General features: G+C 46.4%; 21 protein-coding genes, 1 other RNA gene and 1 pseudogene. 8 read left to right on the top strand and 15 right to left on the bottom strand.

All coding sequences use genetic code 11. From position 1 onward, the window contains the following. Positions 1-107: 107 nt before the first annotated feature. A non-coding RNA gene (gene ssrS / locus P3X63_RS10010) (6S RNA) lies at positions 108-291 on the bottom strand. A 150-nt stretch (positions 292-441) separates the two neighbouring features. Between ssrS and P3X63_RS10005 the strand changes: the two genes are divergently transcribed. Then, on the top strand, positions 442-1,203 hold the full coding sequence (locus P3X63_RS10005; protein WP_026587112.1) for an N-acetylmuramoyl-L-alanine amidase: 762 nt from the start codon (positions 442-444) through the stop codon (positions 1,201-1,203). Between the two features lie 35 nt (positions 1,204-1,238). Here the strand turns inward: P3X63_RS10005 and P3X63_RS10000 are convergent, their stop codons facing one another. The 10 genes from P3X63_RS10000 to P3X63_RS09955 all read right to left on the bottom strand — a co-directional run bounded on the left by P3X63_RS10000 (position 1,239) and on the right by P3X63_RS09955 (position 9,608). After that, entirely contained in the window at positions 1,239-2,207 is a 969-nt protein-coding gene (locus P3X63_RS10000; protein ID WP_277692792.1) for a DMT family transporter, read from the bottom strand. Positions 2,208-2,212: 5 nt separating this feature from the next. Then, positions 2,213-2,878, bottom strand: coding sequence for a GntR family transcriptional regulator (locus P3X63_RS09995; RefSeq protein ID WP_277692791.1), 666 nt, complete (start codon positions 2,876-2,878; stop codon positions 2,213-2,215). A 75-nt stretch (positions 2,879-2,953) separates the two neighbouring features. Beyond that, the gene (locus P3X63_RS09990; protein ID WP_077736787.1) at positions 2,954-3,571 is read right to left on the bottom strand and encodes a hypothetical protein; all 618 of its coding nucleotides are present in this window, start codon (positions 3,569-3,571) and stop codon (positions 2,954-2,956) included. Positions 3,572-3,691: 120 nt separating this feature from the next. After that, on the bottom strand, positions 3,692-4,669 hold the full coding sequence (gene nrdF / locus P3X63_RS09985) for a class 1b ribonucleoside-diphosphate reductase subunit beta (protein ID WP_277692914.1): 978 nt from the start codon (positions 4,667-4,669) through the stop codon (positions 3,692-3,694). Between the two features lie 20 nt (positions 4,670-4,689). Beyond that, positions 4,690-6,792, bottom strand: coding sequence for a class 1b ribonucleoside-diphosphate reductase subunit alpha (gene nrdE, locus P3X63_RS09980; RefSeq protein ID WP_277692790.1), 2,103 nt, complete (start codon positions 6,790-6,792; stop codon positions 4,690-4,692). Next, the gene (nrdI, locus tag P3X63_RS09975; RefSeq protein ID WP_026587106.1) at positions 6,749-7,144 is read right to left on the bottom strand and encodes a class Ib ribonucleoside-diphosphate reductase assembly flavoprotein NrdI; all 396 of its coding nucleotides are present in this window, start codon (positions 7,142-7,144) and stop codon (positions 6,749-6,751) included. The genes nrdE and nrdI overlap by 44 nt, the downstream gene beginning before the upstream one ends. A gap of 251 nt (positions 7,145-7,395) precedes the next feature. Continuing rightward, the gene (locus P3X63_RS09970; RefSeq protein ID WP_026587105.1) at positions 7,396-7,608 is read right to left on the bottom strand and encodes a hypothetical protein; all 213 of its coding nucleotides are present in this window, start codon (positions 7,606-7,608) and stop codon (positions 7,396-7,398) included. Positions 7,609-7,893: 285 nt separating this feature from the next. Beyond that, complete coding sequence (gene hfq / locus P3X63_RS09965) at positions 7,894-8,115, bottom strand: RNA chaperone Hfq (RefSeq protein WP_003182047.1); 222 nt, start codon at positions 8,113-8,115, stop codon at positions 7,894-7,896. A 41-nt stretch (positions 8,116-8,156) separates the two neighbouring features. Continuing rightward, positions 8,157-9,101: a tRNA (adenosine(37)-N6)-dimethylallyltransferase MiaA gene (miaA, locus tag P3X63_RS09960; protein WP_026587104.1), complete on the bottom strand. Its 945-nt coding sequence runs from the start codon at positions 9,099-9,101 to the stop codon at positions 8,157-8,159. A gap of 105 nt (positions 9,102-9,206) precedes the next feature. Next, entirely contained in the window at positions 9,207-9,608 is a 402-nt protein-coding gene (locus P3X63_RS09955) for a YmaF family protein (protein WP_026587103.1), read from the bottom strand. Between the two features lie 102 nt (positions 9,609-9,710). On the opposite strand from P3X63_RS09955, the gene P3X63_RS09950 reads away from it, so the two are divergent. From P3X63_RS09950 to erbB, 3 genes are all read left to right on the top strand, one after another. Then, positions 9,711-9,932, top strand: coding sequence for a hypothetical protein (locus P3X63_RS09950; RefSeq protein WP_026587102.1), 222 nt, complete (start codon positions 9,711-9,713; stop codon positions 9,930-9,932). Positions 9,933-10,451: 519 nt separating this feature from the next. Beyond that, complete coding sequence (gene erbA / locus P3X63_RS09945) at positions 10,452-10,769, top strand: SMR family multidrug efflux transporter EbrA (protein WP_026587100.1); 318 nt, start codon at positions 10,452-10,454, stop codon at positions 10,767-10,769. 13 nt (positions 10,770-10,782) lie between these two features. Beyond that, on the top strand, positions 10,783-11,157 hold the full coding sequence (gene erbB, locus P3X63_RS09940) for an SMR family multidrug efflux transporter EbrB (protein WP_026587099.1): 375 nt from the start codon (positions 10,783-10,785) through the stop codon (positions 11,155-11,157). Positions 11,158-11,170: 13 nt separating this feature from the next. Here erbB and P3X63_RS09935 read toward each other — a convergent pair whose 3' ends face one another. Next, positions 11,171-11,626: an OsmC family protein gene (locus P3X63_RS09935; RefSeq protein ID WP_277692789.1), complete on the bottom strand. Its 456-nt coding sequence runs from the start codon at positions 11,624-11,626 to the stop codon at positions 11,171-11,173. 158 nt (positions 11,627-11,784) lie between these two features. Here P3X63_RS09935 and P3X63_RS09930 point away from each other — a divergent pair, with 158 nt between their 5' ends. Continuing rightward, complete coding sequence (locus P3X63_RS09930) at positions 11,785-12,099, top strand: hypothetical protein (RefSeq protein WP_026587097.1); 315 nt, start codon at positions 11,785-11,787, stop codon at positions 12,097-12,099. A 303-nt stretch (positions 12,100-12,402) separates the two neighbouring features. Here P3X63_RS09930 and P3X63_RS09925 read toward each other — a convergent pair. Beyond that, a pseudogene (locus P3X63_RS09925) lies at positions 12,403-12,924 on the bottom strand (TetR/AcrR family transcriptional regulator). A 150-nt stretch (positions 12,925-13,074) separates the two neighbouring features. On the opposite strand from P3X63_RS09925, the gene P3X63_RS09920 reads away from it, so the two are divergent. From P3X63_RS09920 to P3X63_RS09910, 3 genes are all read left to right on the top strand, one after another. After that, entirely contained in the window at positions 13,075-14,334 is a 1,260-nt protein-coding gene (locus P3X63_RS09920) for a glycosyl hydrolase family 18 protein (protein WP_277692788.1), read from the top strand. 93 nt (positions 14,335-14,427) lie between these two features. Then, positions 14,428-14,628 (top strand): hypothetical protein, encoded by a 201-nt coding sequence (locus P3X63_RS09915; protein ID WP_026587095.1) that lies wholly within the window; start codon positions 14,428-14,430, stop codon positions 14,626-14,628. Next, positions 14,625-14,924 carry a spore coat protein gene (locus P3X63_RS09910; protein WP_026587094.1) on the top strand — a complete coding sequence of 100 codons (300 nt, stop codon included), beginning with the start codon at positions 14,625-14,627 and terminating at the stop codon, positions 14,922-14,924. Before P3X63_RS09915 ends, P3X63_RS09910 begins: the two co-directional genes overlap by 4 nt. A gap of 46 nt (positions 14,925-14,970) precedes the next feature. On the opposite strand, the gene P3X63_RS09905 is transcribed toward P3X63_RS09910, so the two are convergent. After that, positions 14,971-16,551 carry an APC family permease gene (locus P3X63_RS09905; RefSeq protein WP_277692787.1) on the bottom strand — a complete coding sequence of 527 codons (1,581 nt, stop codon included), beginning with the start codon at positions 16,549-16,551 and terminating at the stop codon, positions 14,971-14,973. Positions 16,552-16,675: 124 nt separating this feature from the next. Then, a complete protein-coding gene (locus P3X63_RS09900) occupies positions 16,676-17,866 on the bottom strand; it encodes a macrolide family glycosyltransferase (RefSeq protein ID WP_077736801.1) in 1,191 nt (396 codons plus the stop codon). Positions 17,867-17,967 lie beyond the last annotated feature (101 nt).

The raw sequence follows: 17,967 nt of genomic DNA, 5'->3' as shown, positions 1-17,967 counted from the left end.
CACTTTAAATGGAATGTTCGAATATTAAAAATAATGATAGTTTACATAAAATTATTATCGTCAACTATTTGGGTGCAAAATAAAAAAGCCATTTTAAATAAAATGACTTAGGTGCTGCAATTGCCGTATGCAAGTAAGAAAGTTTTAAACCACACTCCTCAAAGTGGGTGTCTGCAGAAACTTTCCTGCCGTCCTTTCTCAGAAGGCTTGACATTCCAGGTTCGATATAAAACTCCCTATTACAGCTTAAAGGTTAAAACTTAATTATCATTACGTACAATGCAGCGTATTTAGATTATAGTATAGATAAAACAAAAAAGCAACCATTGATTGCCGAAGGTCAATAATAAGCCGAATATTGACAAAATTCTGTTAGTTGGTGATGATCGCACAACCCTTTCTTACAAGGTGATCATAGATTATGTAGTGAGGTGATGTTTAGTGGTTAAAATTTTCATCGATCCGGGCCATGGCGGTACAGACCCAGGTGCAACCGGCAACGGCTTGCAGGAAAAGAATATCACATTGCAAATCGCCTTGGCTCTCAGAAACCTGTTGCTTGATGAATATCAAAATGTTTCTGTGCAGCTGAGTAGGACAAGCGACCAGACTGTCAGTCTGACGCAAAGGACGAACGCCGCAAACAGCTGGGGTGCTGATTTTTACCTGTCAATCCACATTAACGCCGGAGGCGGTACAGGCTATGAAGACTATATTTATCCTGGTGTCGGCGCTCCTACCACCACCTACCAGAATATTATGCATGAAGAGATTTTAAAAGCGGTCGATTTTAATGACCGCGGTAAGAAAACGGCCGATTTCCATGTTTTGCGCGAGTCGAATATGCCGGCGCTGCTCACGGAAAATGGTTTTGTGGATAATGCAAACGACGCCAATAAACTGAAATCACCAACTTTTATCCAATCCATCGTCAGAGGCCATGCCAATGGACTGGCGAGGGCATTCAGTCTGTCGAAAAAAACGACAGCTCTCTATAAAGTTCAAATCGGCGCCTTCGAGAAGAAGGCAAACGCCGATGATCTTGCGGCGAGGGCGAAAGCCAAAGGATTTGACGCCATCGTCATTTACAGAGACAGCCTTTATAAGGTGCAAATCGGGGCATTTTCCTCTAAAGCGAATGCTGAAGCACTGGCCCAGGAGGCAAAAAACGCCGGATTTGATGCTTTTGTTTATCAAGAATAGAAAAAAGCCTGCGGTCTTCACAGATCGCAGGTTTTTCATGCTTTGACAGCTTCGCTTTCGACCGCCGTTTTTTTGTTCGATACATAGCTGTTTAACATCATCCCTACGACGACCAGGACCATGCCGGCCCAGGATACGGCTCCGGGCAGCGGGCTTGAAAGGAAGACAATTTCTCCTGCTGCCGCAAACAAAACTTCAAATGATTGCGTCGCTTCGACAGCGGCCAGTTTCTGCATATTCCCTTTGACAATATCAGTTGCGGCAAAGAACAAAATCGTCGCGCATATTCCGGAAAACACAGCGACCAAAGCGGATTGGACAAGCTGACCGGCGCTTGGCGGACCTGCTTGCCAAAAGCCGAATAGAGAAAGGAACAGCCAAAACGGAAGACTTGCCAGCGTCATTCCGAGTACGCGCTGATATGCGTCAAGACGACCGCCGCAAAGCTCCATCATTTTCCTGTTTCCGAGCGGATAGGCAAAAGAAGCTAAGATGACCGGAGCAACACATAAGACCATCTCCTTTAATGAAAGCTGTGCCGCATGTTCCGCCTGCATCAGCACAACCCCCGCCAAAATCAAAAGCGACATCATCAACCCCTTATAAGGGATTTGCCCCCTGATTTGCACAAGCCCTGCTTTTGTTTGGACAGTCTCATAAAAAAGCGGCGCCAGTAGCGAGCCTGAGATGATGGTGACCTGCCATGTTCCCGCAATCAGCCAGCCCGGTCCGAAAGCGGCGGCAAAACACAGCGGCGCATAAAAAAAGCCGAACCCGACGATGCTCCATTTCATCCAGCCGAGCGGCGCTTTTTTGATTTCCTGAAAGACCTGTGCCGCATTTCCTCTCATACAAACGATGGCAAAGAGGAGCGGCGCCATGAATAGAAACCGGAGAGAAGCGCTCCAGATCCAGCTTCCCCCACCGAGCTCCATCGCTCTGTTGAGGACAAATGTGAAAGCGAAAAAGAAAGCGGCGCAAATGCCAAGTATAATCGGCCTCAAACCCATCACTCCTTTTCTTGATGTCCGGCCAATCGATTTCCAAGACTCAGCCAGTTCTCCTCGGCAAGCCTCGCCGCCGTTTCAGCATTTCTCTTTTGAGCGGCTTCGATGACCTTTCGATGCTGTTCAACTGATTTCATGCTGCTGACTGAAGAAAACTGGGACATTTCCAGCCGGAAAATCTTGGCGGTGATTCTGTCCAGTGCACGGATAATTTCCGGATTTTTGGCCGCGTTTAAAAATACGCGGTGAAATGCTTCATCTGCTTCAATGGCGGCGATGATGTCCTCTTTTTCAATCGCATGCTGGAGTCGATTGTTATGCTCCTCCAGCTCTTTTATATCCTCCTCTGTTAAGGAAGGGATTGAAAGCCGGACGGCCAAAGCGTGCAATGCAGCCGTTACGGGAAAGGCATGCTCTGCCTCTTCACGGTTCAGCGGGGCTACACGTGTTGCCGATCCTGGTACCGCTTCGACAAGCCCTTCATCCTCCAGTCGTTTGAGTGCCTCTCTGACAGGGGTGCGGCTGATGCCGAATTGCTCAGCAAGCTCCTGATCATGAAGGCGCTCTCCAGGCTTCAACTGTAAATGGACGATTTCGCGTTTAAGCGCTTGGTAGACTTCTTCACGGAATGAAATCCGCTTAATCGGTTTAATGTTATTGTTCATCATAAAACCAATATATCGCATTTTGGTTTTATGTTCAATATAAAAAGAGGTTCGGCTGTAAAGCCGAACCTCTTATGCTTATACTAAAATATCAACAACAAACTGCGACCATGATTCCAGCCTGTCATAGACGCTTTTCTCTTTCAGATCTGACGCTTTCATCCAGCGGCCGGCAATCTGATCCTGTTCTTTCACTTCAACATGTGCGCCCTTTTTTAGCTCAAGCGCGGAGAGGATACCGATATGGACTTTGCCAACGCTGTTTTCATCATCGTTAATCAGTCCGAGCGTCACCATTTTTTCTTTATCTGCTTCCTGGATCAAAAGCTCTTCGTCAAGCTCCCGATCTGTATTCAGCTTCAAAATATCAGAAAAGCCAAGGCCGCTAGTAAAGTTCATATGTCCGCCGAAGCCGAGCGACAGCTTATTGTGAAGCCGCGCTTCCCCGCCGCCTTCAAGCCGTTCATAAACGAAGATTTCATCATCCCTTTTCATGACAACATAAGGGATCGGCTGTTTAAAGGCAGGGTTTTCCTCGGCGTCCCCCCTTCTCATCTCACTGAAATGACGTTCGATGTGCGCCATGATCTGTTCGATCGTTTTCCGATCACTATTTACACCTTGAAAGGTCAGCGTTTCCTTTGCAAATACTTCTTCCCGCGGCGCCACGAGAATCATTTCATCCATTTTCCCCATCGATCAAGTTCCTCCTCAAGATAAAAGAGCAGATCGATTCTGCTCTTGTTTTGCCATGCTATTTGTTTTTCAGCCGTTAGGCCGGCGGTGCGGACAGATGTTTCTTCCGCACCGTCCGTCTTAGTTTTCGTCAAAATAAAAGTCGTCGTCTTTCAGCGGTTCAACGGTTGCTTTTTTGTAGCCGTTCCCTTTCATGGAGAAGAAGTCGTGCGATTTCGTTTTCGTATTCAAGCCGTTCAAGACGATCGGGTTGATCTCTTCTTCTTCGAAATAGGCCTCAAAGCCAAGGTTCATCAGCGCCTTGTTTGCATTGTAGCGAATGAACTTTTTGACATCGTGTGACAGGCCGACCTGATCATACAAGTCTTCTGTATATTCAAGCTCGTTTTCATAAAGCTCTTTCAATAGATCGATCGCAAAGGCATATAGCTCTTCTTTCTTCTCCGGTGTCTGCTGATTGTAAATCTCCTGGGCGAGCAGACCGACATAAACGCCGTGAATCGCTTCATCCCGGAGGATCAGGTTGATGATTTCACCGCTCTGCATGAGCTTGCCTTGTCCGTAAAAATAAAGGGGATAGTAGAAGCCGCTGTAAAACAGGAAGCTTTCCAGATAGACCGACGCGACCATCGCCTTAAACAGCGATATTTTGTCGCCCCCGCGGATTTCTTCATAGATCCGGACAATCGTCCGCGCTTTCTTTTGCAGGTATTTATTTTGTTTCACCCATTCAAAGACTTCGTTGATCGTCTCTGTCGGGGCAAGGGTCATGAAAATGTTGGAATAGGACTTGGCGTGAACCGCGTTCTCCATCATCGCCATGAAGTTGAGCACCGCTTTGCGCTGGTGGCCTTCAACATGCTCTGCGACAAGAGGCATTCCGGTGTTGCCCTGCTCCGTATCGAGAAGGGTCAGCCCTGCGAGCACTTTCATGTATGTGTCCTGTTCGTTTTTGCCCAAGTACTTCCATGTGAGAAGATCGCCGTTTAAGGCGATTTCTTCCGGAAGCCAAAACTGCTTTACATTTTGGTTGTAAAACATCTGGGTAAAATCATCTTCATGCTTTGACCAGTTTGCTGCATCATATATTTTCGTCACTTTCGCATACTCTCCTTTAATCAAACGACACAAGAAAGGCAGCCTTCTTGCCCTGTATCCTTCGTTCTTGCATAGTAAAGTGTTTTGATTCCTTTATGATGGGCATAGAGGTCGATCCGGTTCAGATCGCGTGTCGTCATTGTATCTTTCAGGAACAATGTAAAGCTTATGCCTTGGTCAACGTGCTGCTGGATCGTTGCGATCATATCCACGACTCTAAACATGTCCATATCATACGCCTCTTTATAGAAGAACCAGTTGCTTGGCGCAAGGCCCGGCATCGGATAGTATGTTTTGGAATTGCCGTATGTTCTTTCTTCAATCCGCTCCATAATCGGCATCACGGATGCTGTGCTTGACTGCACATATGAAATAGATCCCGTCGGTGCGATGCACAATCTGTAGCTGTGGTACAGCCCGTGCTCTTTGACGTATTCTTTCAGCTGTTTCCAATCTTCTTTCGTCGGAATGTGCATGCCTTCAAATAGCTTGGCAATCTTCTCAAATTTAGGCGAGAAGTCTTGTGTGATGTACTTTTCAAAGTACTCTCCTGTCGCGTATGAAGAGCCTTCATACTGATAGAACGTCTCCCCTTTTTGCTCGGCGATCTCTGCGGACCGTTGTATGGAGTAGAAGTTCATCATCATAAAGAACGTATTGGCGAAGTCTCTCGCTTCTTCGCTTTCATAGGCGATACCGTTTTGCGCCAAATATCCGTGCAGGTTCATCGCTCCGAGGCCGATCGATTTCATCGCTTTGTTTGCCTTTCTGACAGCCGGCGCGTTTGTGATGTTTGTTGTTTCCGATACGTGCGTCAGCGAGTCGGTCGCAAGCTTCACCGTCTGCTCAAGCGATTTGTTTTTCATGACATTCAGGATGTTCAAAGAACCCAGGTTGCAGGAGATATCCAGACCGATTTCATCTTCCTCGCCGTAATCCGTATAGGATGATACTTGGGATGCCTGAAGGACCTCTGAGCAAAGGTTGGAAAATTTAACCTTGGACACATGGTTATTGGCATGCGCCTTATTGACGTTGTCCTGGAACATGATGTACGGATAACCGGATTCAGACCTTAACATCGCCAGCTTCTCAAGCATTTTGCGCGGGTTGATTTTTTCCTTTTTGACCCTCGGGTCTTCAACGAGGCGGTCGTACATTTCATTCATGTCCATTTCGTCCATATGCTCGCCGTATGCTTTATAAATGGTGTGCGGATAGAATACATATGCCGCTTTATCTTCCCTGGCAAGCTCGACGAATTTATCGGGAATCACCACCCCGATGGACAGTGTTTTCACCCTGACATCCTCATCGGCTGAGATTTTCTTTGTATCAAGAAAATCGTTGATATCGCGGTGGAAAATGTTTAAGTACGCCGCTCCGGAGCCTTGTCTCTGACCCATTTGGTCAGCGTAGCGGAACGCGTTGTCGAGAAGCTTCATTACGCCGACGACGCCTTTTGTCGCATTTTCAACGTCTTTGATCGCTTCGCCTTTCGCACGGAGCTTCGAAAGGTTTAGCGACACGCCTCCCCCCAGCTTTGAAAGCTGCATAGAAATATCAACGGCTCTGGAGATGTCGTTTAAGGAATCATTGACTTCCAAGAGGAAGCAGCTGACCAGCTCGCCGCGGCGTTTCCGTCCGGCATTGAGGAATGTCGGCGTGCTCGGCTGGTATTCCTGGTTGATCATCATTCTGACAAATTCCTTCGCCTTCTCCTTATCACCGTTTGCAAAAAATAAAGCAACGATGGAGATCCGGTCTTCGTAGCGCTCAAGAATTTTTTTCTTGTCATTCGTTTTCAGCGCATAGTCGTTGTAAAACTTAAAAGCGCTCATAAAGGACGGGAATCTGAATTTTTTTGCGTAAGCCTCTTTGAATACTTCTTTGATTTCTTCAAATGTGTACTGGCTTAAGAACACTTCTTCATAGTAGTCGTTCTCTATTAAGTAATCGATTTTTTCTTTCAGATCATGGAAAAATACCGTATTTTGGTTGATGTAGTCGACAAAATAACTATGTACAGCTTCTTTATCTTTATCAAACTGGAATTTCCCGTCTTTTTGAATCATGATCTCATTGTTTAACTGGATCCATTTTGGCACTTGATTTTGTGACAACTCTTTCTACCTCCCGAGTAAACAGTTCAACGTCTTTGGCCGTCCCGCTGAGCTCGAATTTGCAGAGAATCGGAACTTGATACTGTTTCGATATTTTTTCTGCGCTTCTTGCAAAATTATCTCCCCAAACTCTGTTTCCGCTTGCCGCCACACCCAATAAAAGGTGGGCGTTCTTCTCAAGAAACATCTCGGTTGTTTTCGGAACTTCCCCAAACCCTGTCGTGTACGTGATTAAAATAAACGGTTCGTCTAGATATTCCGCTGCAGCGACCTTCCGCTTATGATGAAAAGGCGTTTTTTCCACAAAGCGCTGAACGTTTCCCGTTTTTGAATCAAATACGATCTGAATCATCATTATCACGACCTATTAAAATTGTTTCAGAGTCTCTCAACTCGTCCTTACACAATATATAGTATACCATCATTCGAAAAAACACAATATATTGATACGCGAGTTGAAAAAGTTCACAATTCGCTTCAGCTCTGGGAGGCCTAAAGGCCAAAGAAATATGAGTAGAATGAGAGCCGTCGCTCACCCTACTCATGAAACCGAAATCTATCATAACACGAAAAAAATTGAGTTAGAAGACTAGACTTTTTCACTTATTTTTTGTAAGCGTCGCAACACTTGTTCTCACATACCTCTTTAATATCGGCTTCAATGCCGAGTTCCTTAAGGACGGATTGAACGGCGGTGAGGATCGAAGCTTCCCTGATAAGCTCTTTGCCATTTACGAGAATGCTTGTGCCGTATTCATAGCATGAATCATCTTCACATGTTTCTTCCCAGTGATTGATGACTATTTTAGGTTTCATTGTCAACTCATTCCTTTGCATTTGAAACTGATTTGGTTAAACAATACTTAGTTTAGCGATTGGACGCCGCTTTGTAAATTTGAAAGCACCGAGATTTTATTTTTGTTATGACCGAAACATCAAAAAGACCATGCCGGGCATGGTCTAAAGCGTGTCGACAAATCCCCCCGCATCGCTGTCAGACCTGCAAAGGTGTCGAGTCACGCTGAAAGATGACAAAGTCCTGAAGGAGTAAACCGTGTCAGGACTTTGTCAACAATCTCGGTCTAGTGTGGCCGAATCTCGCTATTCGAGTTCAAGCTGAACGTTTTTTTGCGGGGCGAATGTGGAAATGGCGTGTTTGTATATAAGCTGCTGCTTTCCTTCCGATTCAATCAATACGGTGAAGTTGTCAAATCCTTTTACTTGACCGCGCAGCTGAAATCCGTTGAGCAAAAAGACCGTGACAAATGTATTTTCTTTCCGAATCTGATTCAAAAACTGATCTTGAATATTTATCGATTTCATATTTCTGGTCCTCCTTGTTTCTCTATATCATATTGTTTCGATTAAAGTTCGAGCTTTCCTGCTATGCAACTGAAAATTTCCTGTTTTTTCTGCTCGATTTTGACAGGTGGCGTCATATCAAACCAGGAAACGTCCATTTTGTTCCTGAACCATGTCAGCTGCCGTTTGGCATAGCGCCTCGAGTTGCGTTTCAGCGTCTCCACCGCCTCCTCCAGCGATACCCTGCCTTCAAGATAGGCGTAAAGCTCTTTGTATCCGATCGCCTGAACAGACTGACAATCTCTCACGTTTTCACGGTAAAGCTGCTTTACCTCTTCCAAAAGCCCTTCATCCATCATCTGGTCGACACGCTTGTTGATTCTGTCATACAGCACCTCTCGATCCATCGTCAAACCGATGAGAGCGGTGTTGTACATCAGCTCTTTTTGCTGTCGCTCCATATGTTCAGACATGGTTTTTCCCGTCGTATGTAAAATTTCGAGCGCTCTGATGACCCTGCGCATGTTGTTCGGATGAATGGCCCTGGCCGCTTCGGAATCGCGTTCTTCGAGAAGGCTGTGGACATATCCGGCTCCCTTCTCCATATAGAGCGCCTCCATCTCCGTCCGAAACCCGGGGTCGCCCGCCTCTTCGGTAAATGAGTAGTCATACAGGACGGACTGGATATAAAGCCCGGTTCCTCCGACGATCATCGGCAGCTTCCCGCGCCTTTCGATTTCCGCCATTTTCTTTCTTACAATCTCTTGATATTCGGCGACGGAAAAGGATTCCGTCGGCTCTTTTATATCAAGAAGATGGTGCGGGATCCCGTTCATTTCCCAAGGTTTAATCTTCGCTGTGCCGATATCCATTCGTTTATAGATCTGCATCGAATCGCCGCTGATAATCTCGGCGTTTAGACTTTCAGCCAGCATGATGCTTAATTGTGTTTTTCCGACAGCGGTCGGTCCGATCAGAACGACGACCGGCGGCTTCTTTTTATTCAATCATGATCACTCTCTTTAAACAAGCTCCATCCATTATACCATTTTGCGTTCGAAAACACCCATTTCATTTTACCCGTTTTCTCGAAGTGGTAAACATTTCCTTATTCACCAGCCGAGCGGCTCATTTCCAACGATTTCTCTGGTGGCCCCTTTAAATGAATGTCTGTGCCTTCTCCTGACGCTGTCGCTTACGTAAACAACACCTCCGAATCGAATCGGCGGAGCGGCTGAGTAAGCCAAATAAGTGGTGTCTTCGATTTCATGGTAGTGCGTCCCGTCCGCCCGCGGAATCGCAGGTCCGGTAATGCCGTAGTATCTGTGGTAATGCTCGTTTTCAAATGATGTAATTCCTGAATAAAAATGAACGTGCCCATCTGTATTACTCCCGTTTGCAGGCTGTGAAAACCCTTCAATTAAATGGTAGTGGCCATTGGCTCTGGAAGTTCGCGCCATGTACGCATGGGCATGAGCTGGGGACTTTGCCCAATCTGACTGATACAGCGGCATCTATAGCTCACTCCTTTTTTGGCCGACTGCCCAGGCAAAAACGGCTGGGCAGAATACATTGATGTTAGTCAGGTTTCATTTTATTATAGGAGGGGTTTTTTTATGAATCATTTCGGCCACAATCCGGCGTTTTATGACGGAGATCAGCGAATCATCGGCAGACCTTTTTTTGGCAGACCTTTTTTCGGCGGGCCTTTCGGTCGCCCGTTTTTCGGACCGGGACCGTTTTTTGGAGGATTCTTGGGCGGCCTGACAGCTGGAGCGCTTCTCAGTCCGCTGGCATACCCTTATCCACCGTATCCTTACTATCCTTATTACTATTGACAAATAAAGGCTCTTTTTCGGGGCCTTTATACATAAATTTTTTCTTGACTTAAAACTTTAGGATCAATTATGATGGATTTTACCAACCGGTTCGTAAGCGGGGGTTTTTTTTATGTCTAAAAAGATGAAATCTTTGAAGCGGCCGCTATAACACCTGATGCTTCATTCGGTCGAGAGAAGAAGCGAACTCCTGGCCATTTCCTCGGAGGTACCAGGCACTGTGCCAGGGAGCTTACGTAAAACCGTTTCTTTACGCTTGACGATATAAAAATGAACAATACGATTCAGCTGTGTACAAGCGTTCTTGCTGCAACAGCTTATAATGAAGGGCTTCTTTCAACCATGGCTGGCGTTTTATGCGGAGTTCAAACCAAGAGCTCTTTAGAGGATCTGTCCAATCCGGCTCTGGCTCACATGATCAGGCTGGTTTGCGATTGGCACCCGGTTTTCGGAAATGGCTGATGAAGGGAAAGCCCTCCTTTTGAATCATGCAATGAAAAGGATAAAGGGGGATTTTATATGATGGCAGGCTACATTTTCCTTCTGATTGCAATCCTGTCGGAAGCAGCCGCAGCAGCCATGCTGAAAGTATCCGACGGTTTTGCGCGCTGGCAGCCCGGGATTCTCGTTGTAATAGGCTACGGCCTCGCTTTTTACATGATGTCTTTGACATTGAAATTCATTCCGCTCAGCCTCTCATATGCGACATGGAGCGGAGCGGGCACTGTCTTAACAGCCGTCATCGGTGTCATGTGGTTCCAGGAAAGGTTGAATCGCCGGGCGATCGCCGGCATCATCTGCCTTGTATCAGGCGTTGTTCTGATCAATCTGTCATAAGGAGGAGATTTCCGTGAAAGGCATTTTATTTTTGGCGGCAGCCATACTTTCAGAAGTATTCGGAAGCACGATGCTGAAGTTATCGGAAGGTTTCAGCGCCCCCGGACCCACAGCCGGAGTCGTGATCGGCTTTGCGGCTTCTTTTACGTTCCTGAGCTTTTCTTTAAAAACGCTGTCCCTGTCCGCCGCCTATGCGACATGGGCAGGAACAGGGACAGCCTTGACTGCGGCCATCGGATATTTTATGTTCAATGAACCGTTCAGCATCAAAACGATGTTCGGCCTGATCCTCATTATCGGCGGCGTCGTTTTGCTCAATTCAAAGCATGCGGAAACAGCTGACAGCGAGCGGCAGATCACAATCGAACCATCTTCAGGCCAAACATGACCGCTCGGCCTGGTTAAGGTGTCTTTCCAACGATAATCTCAGGCTCAAGTTCGATCGCAACATTTCCTTGGACGGCCCGGGAAATCATACATGAGGTCTCCGCTTTTTCAGCAAGTCTTCGGGCAAGCGTCACCTCTTTTTCGGAAGCGCCTTTTTGCAGGCGGATCAGCGGCCTGTGAATGATTTTTTCATATGTAAACAGACCGTTTGTGACATCGACTACGGCTTCAGACTCCATTGTCAGCTCCTCTTTTTCGAGGCCGCTCCTTTCCATCATTGCCGCAAGTGTAATGATATAGCATGTTGCAGCTGCACCGAGCAGCATCTCATCCGGATTTGTTCCGGCACCGGGACCGTCCATTTCATTCGGTATGGAAATGTCGGTTTTTAGATTTCCGCTTTCAATCCTTCCGACATCGTTTCTTTTTCCCGGCCAGTCGGCCTGTAAATAAAAATGATGTTTTGCCATTTAAAAGCAGCCTCCTTCTTTCATCTTATATTTAGTCTACCGTTGTTTGATCGTCTTTGTCCTTTTATTTGCTTGTATGTGTCGTGACAATGGCCTAACACACAGGACACGAGCGGAGCATACGATACAGCGAATATTACCGAGAAAGGACGAAATCAATGGAAAACAAAGAAAATATGCATGTGATGGGAACCGTCCAACAGCCGCAACCGAACGTTCACTTTCCGCAGTACCCGCAGTCTGAGGCCCTCGCACACCAGATCAAATGCCCGTTATTTCCTCATCTAAAACCGGTCACATTATGCACGGTCGCTCCCTTTGTTCATTACGGGCTGCAAGAAGCGCAAGCGACTTCATATCACCATGCCATGGAAGAAGTGGCGGCGATGGCCTATTTAATGGGCATGGGGATGGATCCTCATACAGCTTACTGTACAGTCGAATCGTGGGAAATCAATGAAAAGTTTTATTGAAACAAATTCAAGACTGAACGGTCAAAAAAAGCGCTAAATGACCGTTCAGCCCGGCTTTTACAGTCTTCTGTTAAGCGTGCTTCCACAAGCTGGCATATCAGGCGGCAATCAATACGGCATTGTCACCCCAAAGTTCAATCCATTGCTTCATATCCTTTTTCAGCACTAAGCTAAACATTCGTTCATGAAATCAAGAGTGCTGCGAGTCATTGATCTCACCTCATCATTTTTCGACTGATCAATCTAAATTGGTTAGAACGGAGCAAAGTGATCGTCTCTATTTACCAAAAAAATGGATAATGATCACTCCAGCACGGACAGGCTGACATCGATCATATCCTGCAAAATGGCGAAATCCGATGTCAATTTGGCTTAAAAGTCAGCGACAGCCGCGTTTGCGTTAAAAAACGGGCAGTTGACCGGAGATCCCGCTCATTCTTCAGCTCCCCCTCTGCCACAACCTTGACGAGCGCTTTGTAAAAAGCGATTCAAGCTCCCTTGTCTGCTTATGAAAATAATCGGCAATATCCGGATCATGAGGGATATGTTCAATCGCACTGTTGATGATGCAGCACGCTTTTGAACGGTCACAATCTTTCAAAGCATCTAAGCTGTGCTTGCTTAACCGAACCAGGGCTTTCAAGGCGGACGATGACTTTGGCGTTTTTGTCTTCAAGTGCCGAAAGCAGTGTACAAACTTTGCCGAGCAATTCCTGTAGCTTTGAGCAGATCCTGAAGGGATGCTCCTTCATAGCCGTATTGCCCGAATACCTTCATCGCTTTATGGAGGACAAGGGCTGCATCAAATTCTTTGTACCTCCCCAATCACTCATCATCTCCTTTAATAGAAGGAATAAATTTTTTTAGCCTAGTCGTGCAATTTTGGAAATCGGCTCATGATCCTTCCGGGCAAGTCATAGACATAAGCATTAGGATCACACTGTCAAAGCCAGAAGAGCAAAGGAAGTGTAACAGTTGTTTATTTATACGGTTCAGCCTGGAGATTCTTTATTTGTCATCGGGACCAACTTCGGTATTGCGGTCGATCAAATCCGATTAGCAAACGGGCTGGCGGAGACAAATCTCGTTCCCGGACAGGCTCTCCTGATTCCGCTGTTTACATACACCGTTCAGCCCGGAGACAGCTTTTACTCGATCGCCCGCCAGGCATTTGTATCCTCGGAAAGCCTGCAAAGAGCAAACCGGTCGGTTACACCCGGAAATATGAGACCCGGCATGAAATTAACGATTCCCGACATACCGAAAAAGCCGATTACAGGTTTAGGCTATTACACATTAAGAAATCCACAATTAGACCGGGAGCTGATCAACAATTTTGCACCCTATACAACATATTTGGCGTTTTTTGAATACCATTTTTCAAGCGATGGATCATTAAGCGACCTCAACGATCCGCCGGCCGTTCAAACCGCATGGAGGCGCCGCGTTCCTCCTCTCATGACCGTCACCAATTTAACGGAAACGGGATTTAGCCCGTCATTGGCTCATCAAGTATTAAATCAGCCCGAGGCCAGAAACAATCTCATTGAAAATATTTTCGCGACGATTTCGAGAAAAGGCTATGCCGGCGTCAATATTGACTTTGAACAAATTATGGAAGAAGACCGAGATTTATTTTCGGGTTTTCTGCGCCGATTAAAAAATCGCCTGCAGCCGGCCGGCTATGTCCTGACGGTCGCTGTTCCGCCAAAAACAAACGAGAATATCGCCTGGTTAAAAGGCTATGATTACGGAGGTATCGGTTCGGCCAGCGATCTCATGTTTATCATGGCATATGACTGGCACCACGGGGCGAGCGAGCCGGGACCTGTAGCCCCGATTGACGAAGTGCGGCAAACGATCCAGTTTGCCCTCACCAAGGTTCCGAAACAAAAAATCATTCTCGGTTTTCCGCTTTACGGTTATAATTGGACGCTTCCTTACCAGCCTGGAACCGTTTCCCCGGGAATCGCCAATCAAGATGCCGTTCAGCTTGCCATGAAACATCAGTCTCCGATCCAATACGACAAACGATATGAATCCCCATTTTTTGAATATACCGATGAACAAGGTAAAAAGCATATCGTCTGGTTTGAAGACGCCCGAAGCATCGGTAAAAAAATGCAGCTGATGCGCGAATTCGATCTTGACGGCGGAGGTGTATGGCAGTTAACCCTCAGCTTTCCGCAAGGCCCGTGGCTGCTGACAAAATTCTTTCGCGTCAGAAGGGTGTAACCCTCGATTAATTGTTAAAAATTGGATCGGATAAACTTTCAAGAAAACATGATAATAATTGACGATAACTAAACCTGAAAGGGATGTTGAATGTTGAATAATGGGATTCATGAAACATTGGAGCTCCATGAGCTTCTGATGTTTAAAAATCTTTGTCTGACGAAATCTTCGACCATGACCGGACTGGTGAAGGATCAGGAGCTTCGGGATATCCTTGAACGGGATGCATCACAAACAAAGCATCAGATTGAACATTTGCAGGGACTCTTGTCGATGAGAGGTGAATCTCTATGAATGAATTCATCCAAAATATGACGGGAATGGGCGCTATGACTGAGCAGGTCATCGCCACCGATTTTTTGATTACAGCGAAAACAGGTGTTAAAAACATTGCAACAGCCATTACGGAAACCTCTTCCCCTGACGTTCGGGAAACACTGAAGCAATATTTAAACGATGCCATTGAAACACATGAGCAAATCACCAATTACATGATTTCCAAAGGCTATTACAATCCAAGCAATTTACCTAAACAGATTCAAATTGACACACAAGCCGCAGAAGTGGCCAAAGACCTTCCTCAAATGTAGAGATATGAAAAGAACCTGCCGCCTGAGGGCAGGTTCTTTTATGATTTTAAACCGTTTGTTCTTTTTTCTCGTCATAGTCAATCACGGCTTTTGGCAGAGCCGTATATTTCGCCCAGTAAAAGATTCCGAGCGAACCGATTGCGATTACAATCAAATCAAGCGGTGTGTCCAATAAGCCCAGCCCGTTTCCGAAAGACCCGACGTATGACAAAATCAAAAGCATCACATAGTATCCGACGATCCACCATGCGGACCTTAGCTGCTGTGCGAATGGAACATCGTCCTTCGGAACGTACTTTTGACAGGCCCAGTAAATCGCAAACATGACCAGCTGGGAGCCGAGCAGCCATGAGACGGTATTCCAGCCTGACCAGTAGACGATGAATGAGGCGAAGATGAATGAGATCGGCGCTATCACTGCCATTCCCTTGATGCGGAGCGGTTTTTTCAAATGTTTTGCATTGAGATCTAAGGCCGCTGCGGATACCGGGGCAATCGCGTACGAAAGAATCAGGGCAACCGAACAGACATTGACAAGCGCATCCCAAGATGGAAATGGAAGCGTCCAGAATACAGCCAGTCCGAATGACAGCCATAAAGACGGACGGGGAATGCCAGTCGGCTTATCGACCTTTGAAAACACACGAAACAATGTGCCGTTCCGCGCCCATGCATACACAAGGCGGGAAGTCGTATTCATAAAAATATTTCCGTTTCCGCCCGGGGATAAAATCGCGTCAAGTACAACCAATGTTGCAAGCCATCCCATGCCGAGCAAAACGGCGATATCTTTAAACGGAAGAGAAAATTCGCGGCCGATCGCTTTCCAGCCGTCAGCAAGCATGTTTGTCGGAATCGCGCCGATGAACAGCACTTGCAGAATCGTATAAATACATGCTGAAACAATGATGCATATGATCAGGGCAATCGGAATATTCCGCTGCGGATTCCTGACTTCCCCGGCAACCGAAACGATCGGGTGAAGTCCAAGATAGGCAAACATGACCCCGCCTGTCGAAATCGATGCCTGCACACCGCCAAAACCAAACGGTGAAAATTCCGCTGTCGTAAAGTTGACTCCTTTAAAATGAAACATGAGAGCGACAATAATGGTCAGCGGCACAAAGTATTTAAAAACGGAAATGATCAAATTGGACTTGGCGAATGCCTTCACACTCCAAAAATTCAACAGAAAGAATAAGCATAATAAAGCAAACTGCAAAAGCCAGCCGATGATAGTCGGTGATTCTGATCCTTCTATTGTCAAGCCGGGAAACCAATACGCCACATATTGCCGGACCGCCGTCACTTCGATTGAAATCAGACTCGTGTAGGCGACGATCGTAATAAATGAGATGATATAGCCGACAAGATGGCCGTGCGTATACACCGGATAGCGGATGATTCCTCCCGTTCGCGGCAAAGCGGCGCCGAGCTCGGCATACACAAGCCCGATTAAAAGGATGATGATCCCTCCGATTACCCAGGAAAAGCTTCCCGCGGGACCGGCTTTTGAAGCGACATTGCTGACGGCAAATAACCACGCTGACCCAAATATCGCGCCCATCCCGATCAAAATCAGATCCAACAGAGAAATCGTCTTTTTGAAATTGCCCTGTTTAGCCATTACACTACCTCCTAGTCTAAAAAGTCCCGTGAATAGAAGGTAGTATGTTCAAAACATGCCATCCTTATGAGTCTGTAACGGCGAAAGAGCCCGGGAAACATTTGCGGTCCCCCGAGCGTCACAATTATTTTACAGCGGCCGGCGCCAGAAACGCCTCAATTTCATCGGCGGCTTTTTCCGCGCCTCCTGCTTCTTTGATGTTTTTTTGCATATCTTGAACCCGTTTCATCAGCTCCGCATCTCCATCAACTTCTGAAACGGCTTCCTGTAATATAGCAACAGTTGTTTCTTCAGGCTTCAGGTGTATTCCAAGACCAAGCTCATTAACGCGCTCTGCTGTCATTTCCTGTTCAGCCATTTGCGGAATGACGATCAAAGGAACACCTGCATTCAGTCCTTCCATCGTGCTGTTCATGCCTCCGTGGGTGATGAACAGACTGGCTTTTTTAAGGATTTCAAGCTGTGGAACACGCTGATGAATTGAAAAATTTTCCGGCATGTTCGCAAAGCTTTCTGGATCAATCGTGGTGCCCACCGCCATGATGACGCGCCATTTTGAACCGCCGAAAGCATCAATGCACATTTGATAGAACTCCGGCCAGGCGTTGAATGCCGTTCCTAAAGAAATCAGCATGACGGGACGGTCATCGCCATGCAAAAGCGCCGTGCTTTCTTTTTCCTGAAACTTGCGTTTGCTCAGAGAAGGTCCGACAAAACAGAACCGTTCATCAAAAGTATCCCCATAGGGCTGGAAAGCGCGCGGCATAAAGACGATGTTCAGATCGGCCGGCTTGAATACCTCCTCAAAAAATGACGGAAGATTCGAATTTTTCAAAGCCTCTTTTTGCTCATCCGTCAGCTCAGCCTGATACTTTTCCCTGGAAAGATAGCTGAATTGAAAATGGTCGTTTTGCGCATATGTCGAGCAAAGCCGAACCGCTTTTATGCCAAGCTTTTCCGCTAATATTTTCCCCGTCATCGCCATAAAGTCAAAAATGATGAGGTCAGGCTTGTCATGCTCATAAATCGCTTCAAGCTGAGGAAGCACCTCTTCAACCTCTTTCTTGAACATCAGCGGACCTTCGGACATATCCTTGGTTTTCATCATTTCCCTTATTTGGCGGGGATCCATATTTAAGGTTGAACGGTAGCGGAGCGGTTTGGCACCTGTTTCTTCAATCGCTTCCACAAATTCATCTGTCACCGGATATGTGACTCTGTAGCCGCGTTTGACGAGATTTGCCGTTAAAGCGAGCGTAGGGTTGATATGCCCGTGAGCCGGTATATTAAAGATGGCGATATGTCTTTGTTCCATTTTCTAAAAACCTCCCATTATTTTTTTAAAAGAACATTGCCGTATAGCATAGCCGTCTTATGTTCAGACATCATCTTTCATATATGGTAAAGAATATATTA

The organism is Bacillus sp. HSf4 (assembly GCF_029537375.1).
GTDB classification, from domain to species: Bacteria; Bacillota; Bacilli; order Bacillales; family Bacillaceae; genus Bacillus; species Bacillus sonorensis_A.
The sequence above is the reverse complement of the archived record's forward strand: the minus strand, read 5'-3'. Positions and strand labels throughout refer to the sequence as shown.

What these genes read in the sequence shown, in the direction of transcription:
- P3X63_RS09970 (WP_026587105.1), bottom strand. Translation starts at nt 7,608, where the DNA reads ATGAAACCTAAAATAGTCATCAATCACTGGGAAGAAACATGTGAAGAT.
- P3X63_RS09950 (WP_026587102.1), top strand. Translation starts at nt 9,711, where the DNA reads ATGAATCATTTCGGCCACAATCCGGCGTTTTATGACGGAGATCAGCGA.
- erbA (WP_026587100.1), top strand. Translation starts at nt 10,452, where the DNA reads ATGATGGCAGGCTACATTTTCCTTCTGATTGCAATCCTGTCGGAAGCA.
- P3X63_RS09930 (WP_026587097.1), top strand. Translation starts at nt 11,785, where the DNA reads ATGGAAAACAAAGAAAATATGCATGTGATGGGAACCGTCCAACAGCCG.
- P3X63_RS09905 (WP_277692787.1), bottom strand. Translation starts at nt 16,551, where the DNA reads ATGGCTAAACAGGGCAATTTCAAAAAGACGATTTCTCTGTTGGATCTG.
- P3X63_RS09955 (WP_026587103.1), bottom strand. Translation starts at nt 9,608, where the DNA reads ATGCCGCTGTATCAGTCAGATTGGGCAAAGTCCCCAGCTCATGCCCAT.
- P3X63_RS09990 (WP_077736787.1), bottom strand. Translation starts at nt 3,571, where the DNA reads ATGGGGAAAATGGATGAAATGATTCTCGTGGCGCCGCGGGAAGAAGTA.
- P3X63_RS09935 (WP_277692789.1), bottom strand. Translation starts at nt 11,626, where the DNA reads ATGGCAAAACATCATTTTTATTTACAGGCCGACTGGCCGGGAAAAAGA.
- nrdI (WP_026587106.1), bottom strand. Translation starts at nt 7,144, where the DNA reads ATGATTCAGATCGTATTTGATTCAAAAACGGGAAACGTTCAGCGCTTT.
- hfq (WP_003182047.1), bottom strand. Translation starts at nt 8,115, where the DNA reads ATGAAATCGATAAATATTCAAGATCAGTTTTTGAATCAGATTCGGAAA.
- P3X63_RS09995 (WP_277692791.1), bottom strand. Translation starts at nt 2,878, where the DNA reads ATGATGAACAATAACATTAAACCGATTAAGCGGATTTCATTCCGTGAA.
- P3X63_RS09910 (WP_026587094.1), top strand. Translation starts at nt 14,625, where the DNA reads ATGAATGAATTCATCCAAAATATGACGGGAATGGGCGCTATGACTGAG.
- P3X63_RS09900 (WP_077736801.1), bottom strand. Translation starts at nt 17,866, where the DNA reads ATGGAACAAAGACATATCGCCATCTTTAATATACCGGCTCACGGGCAT.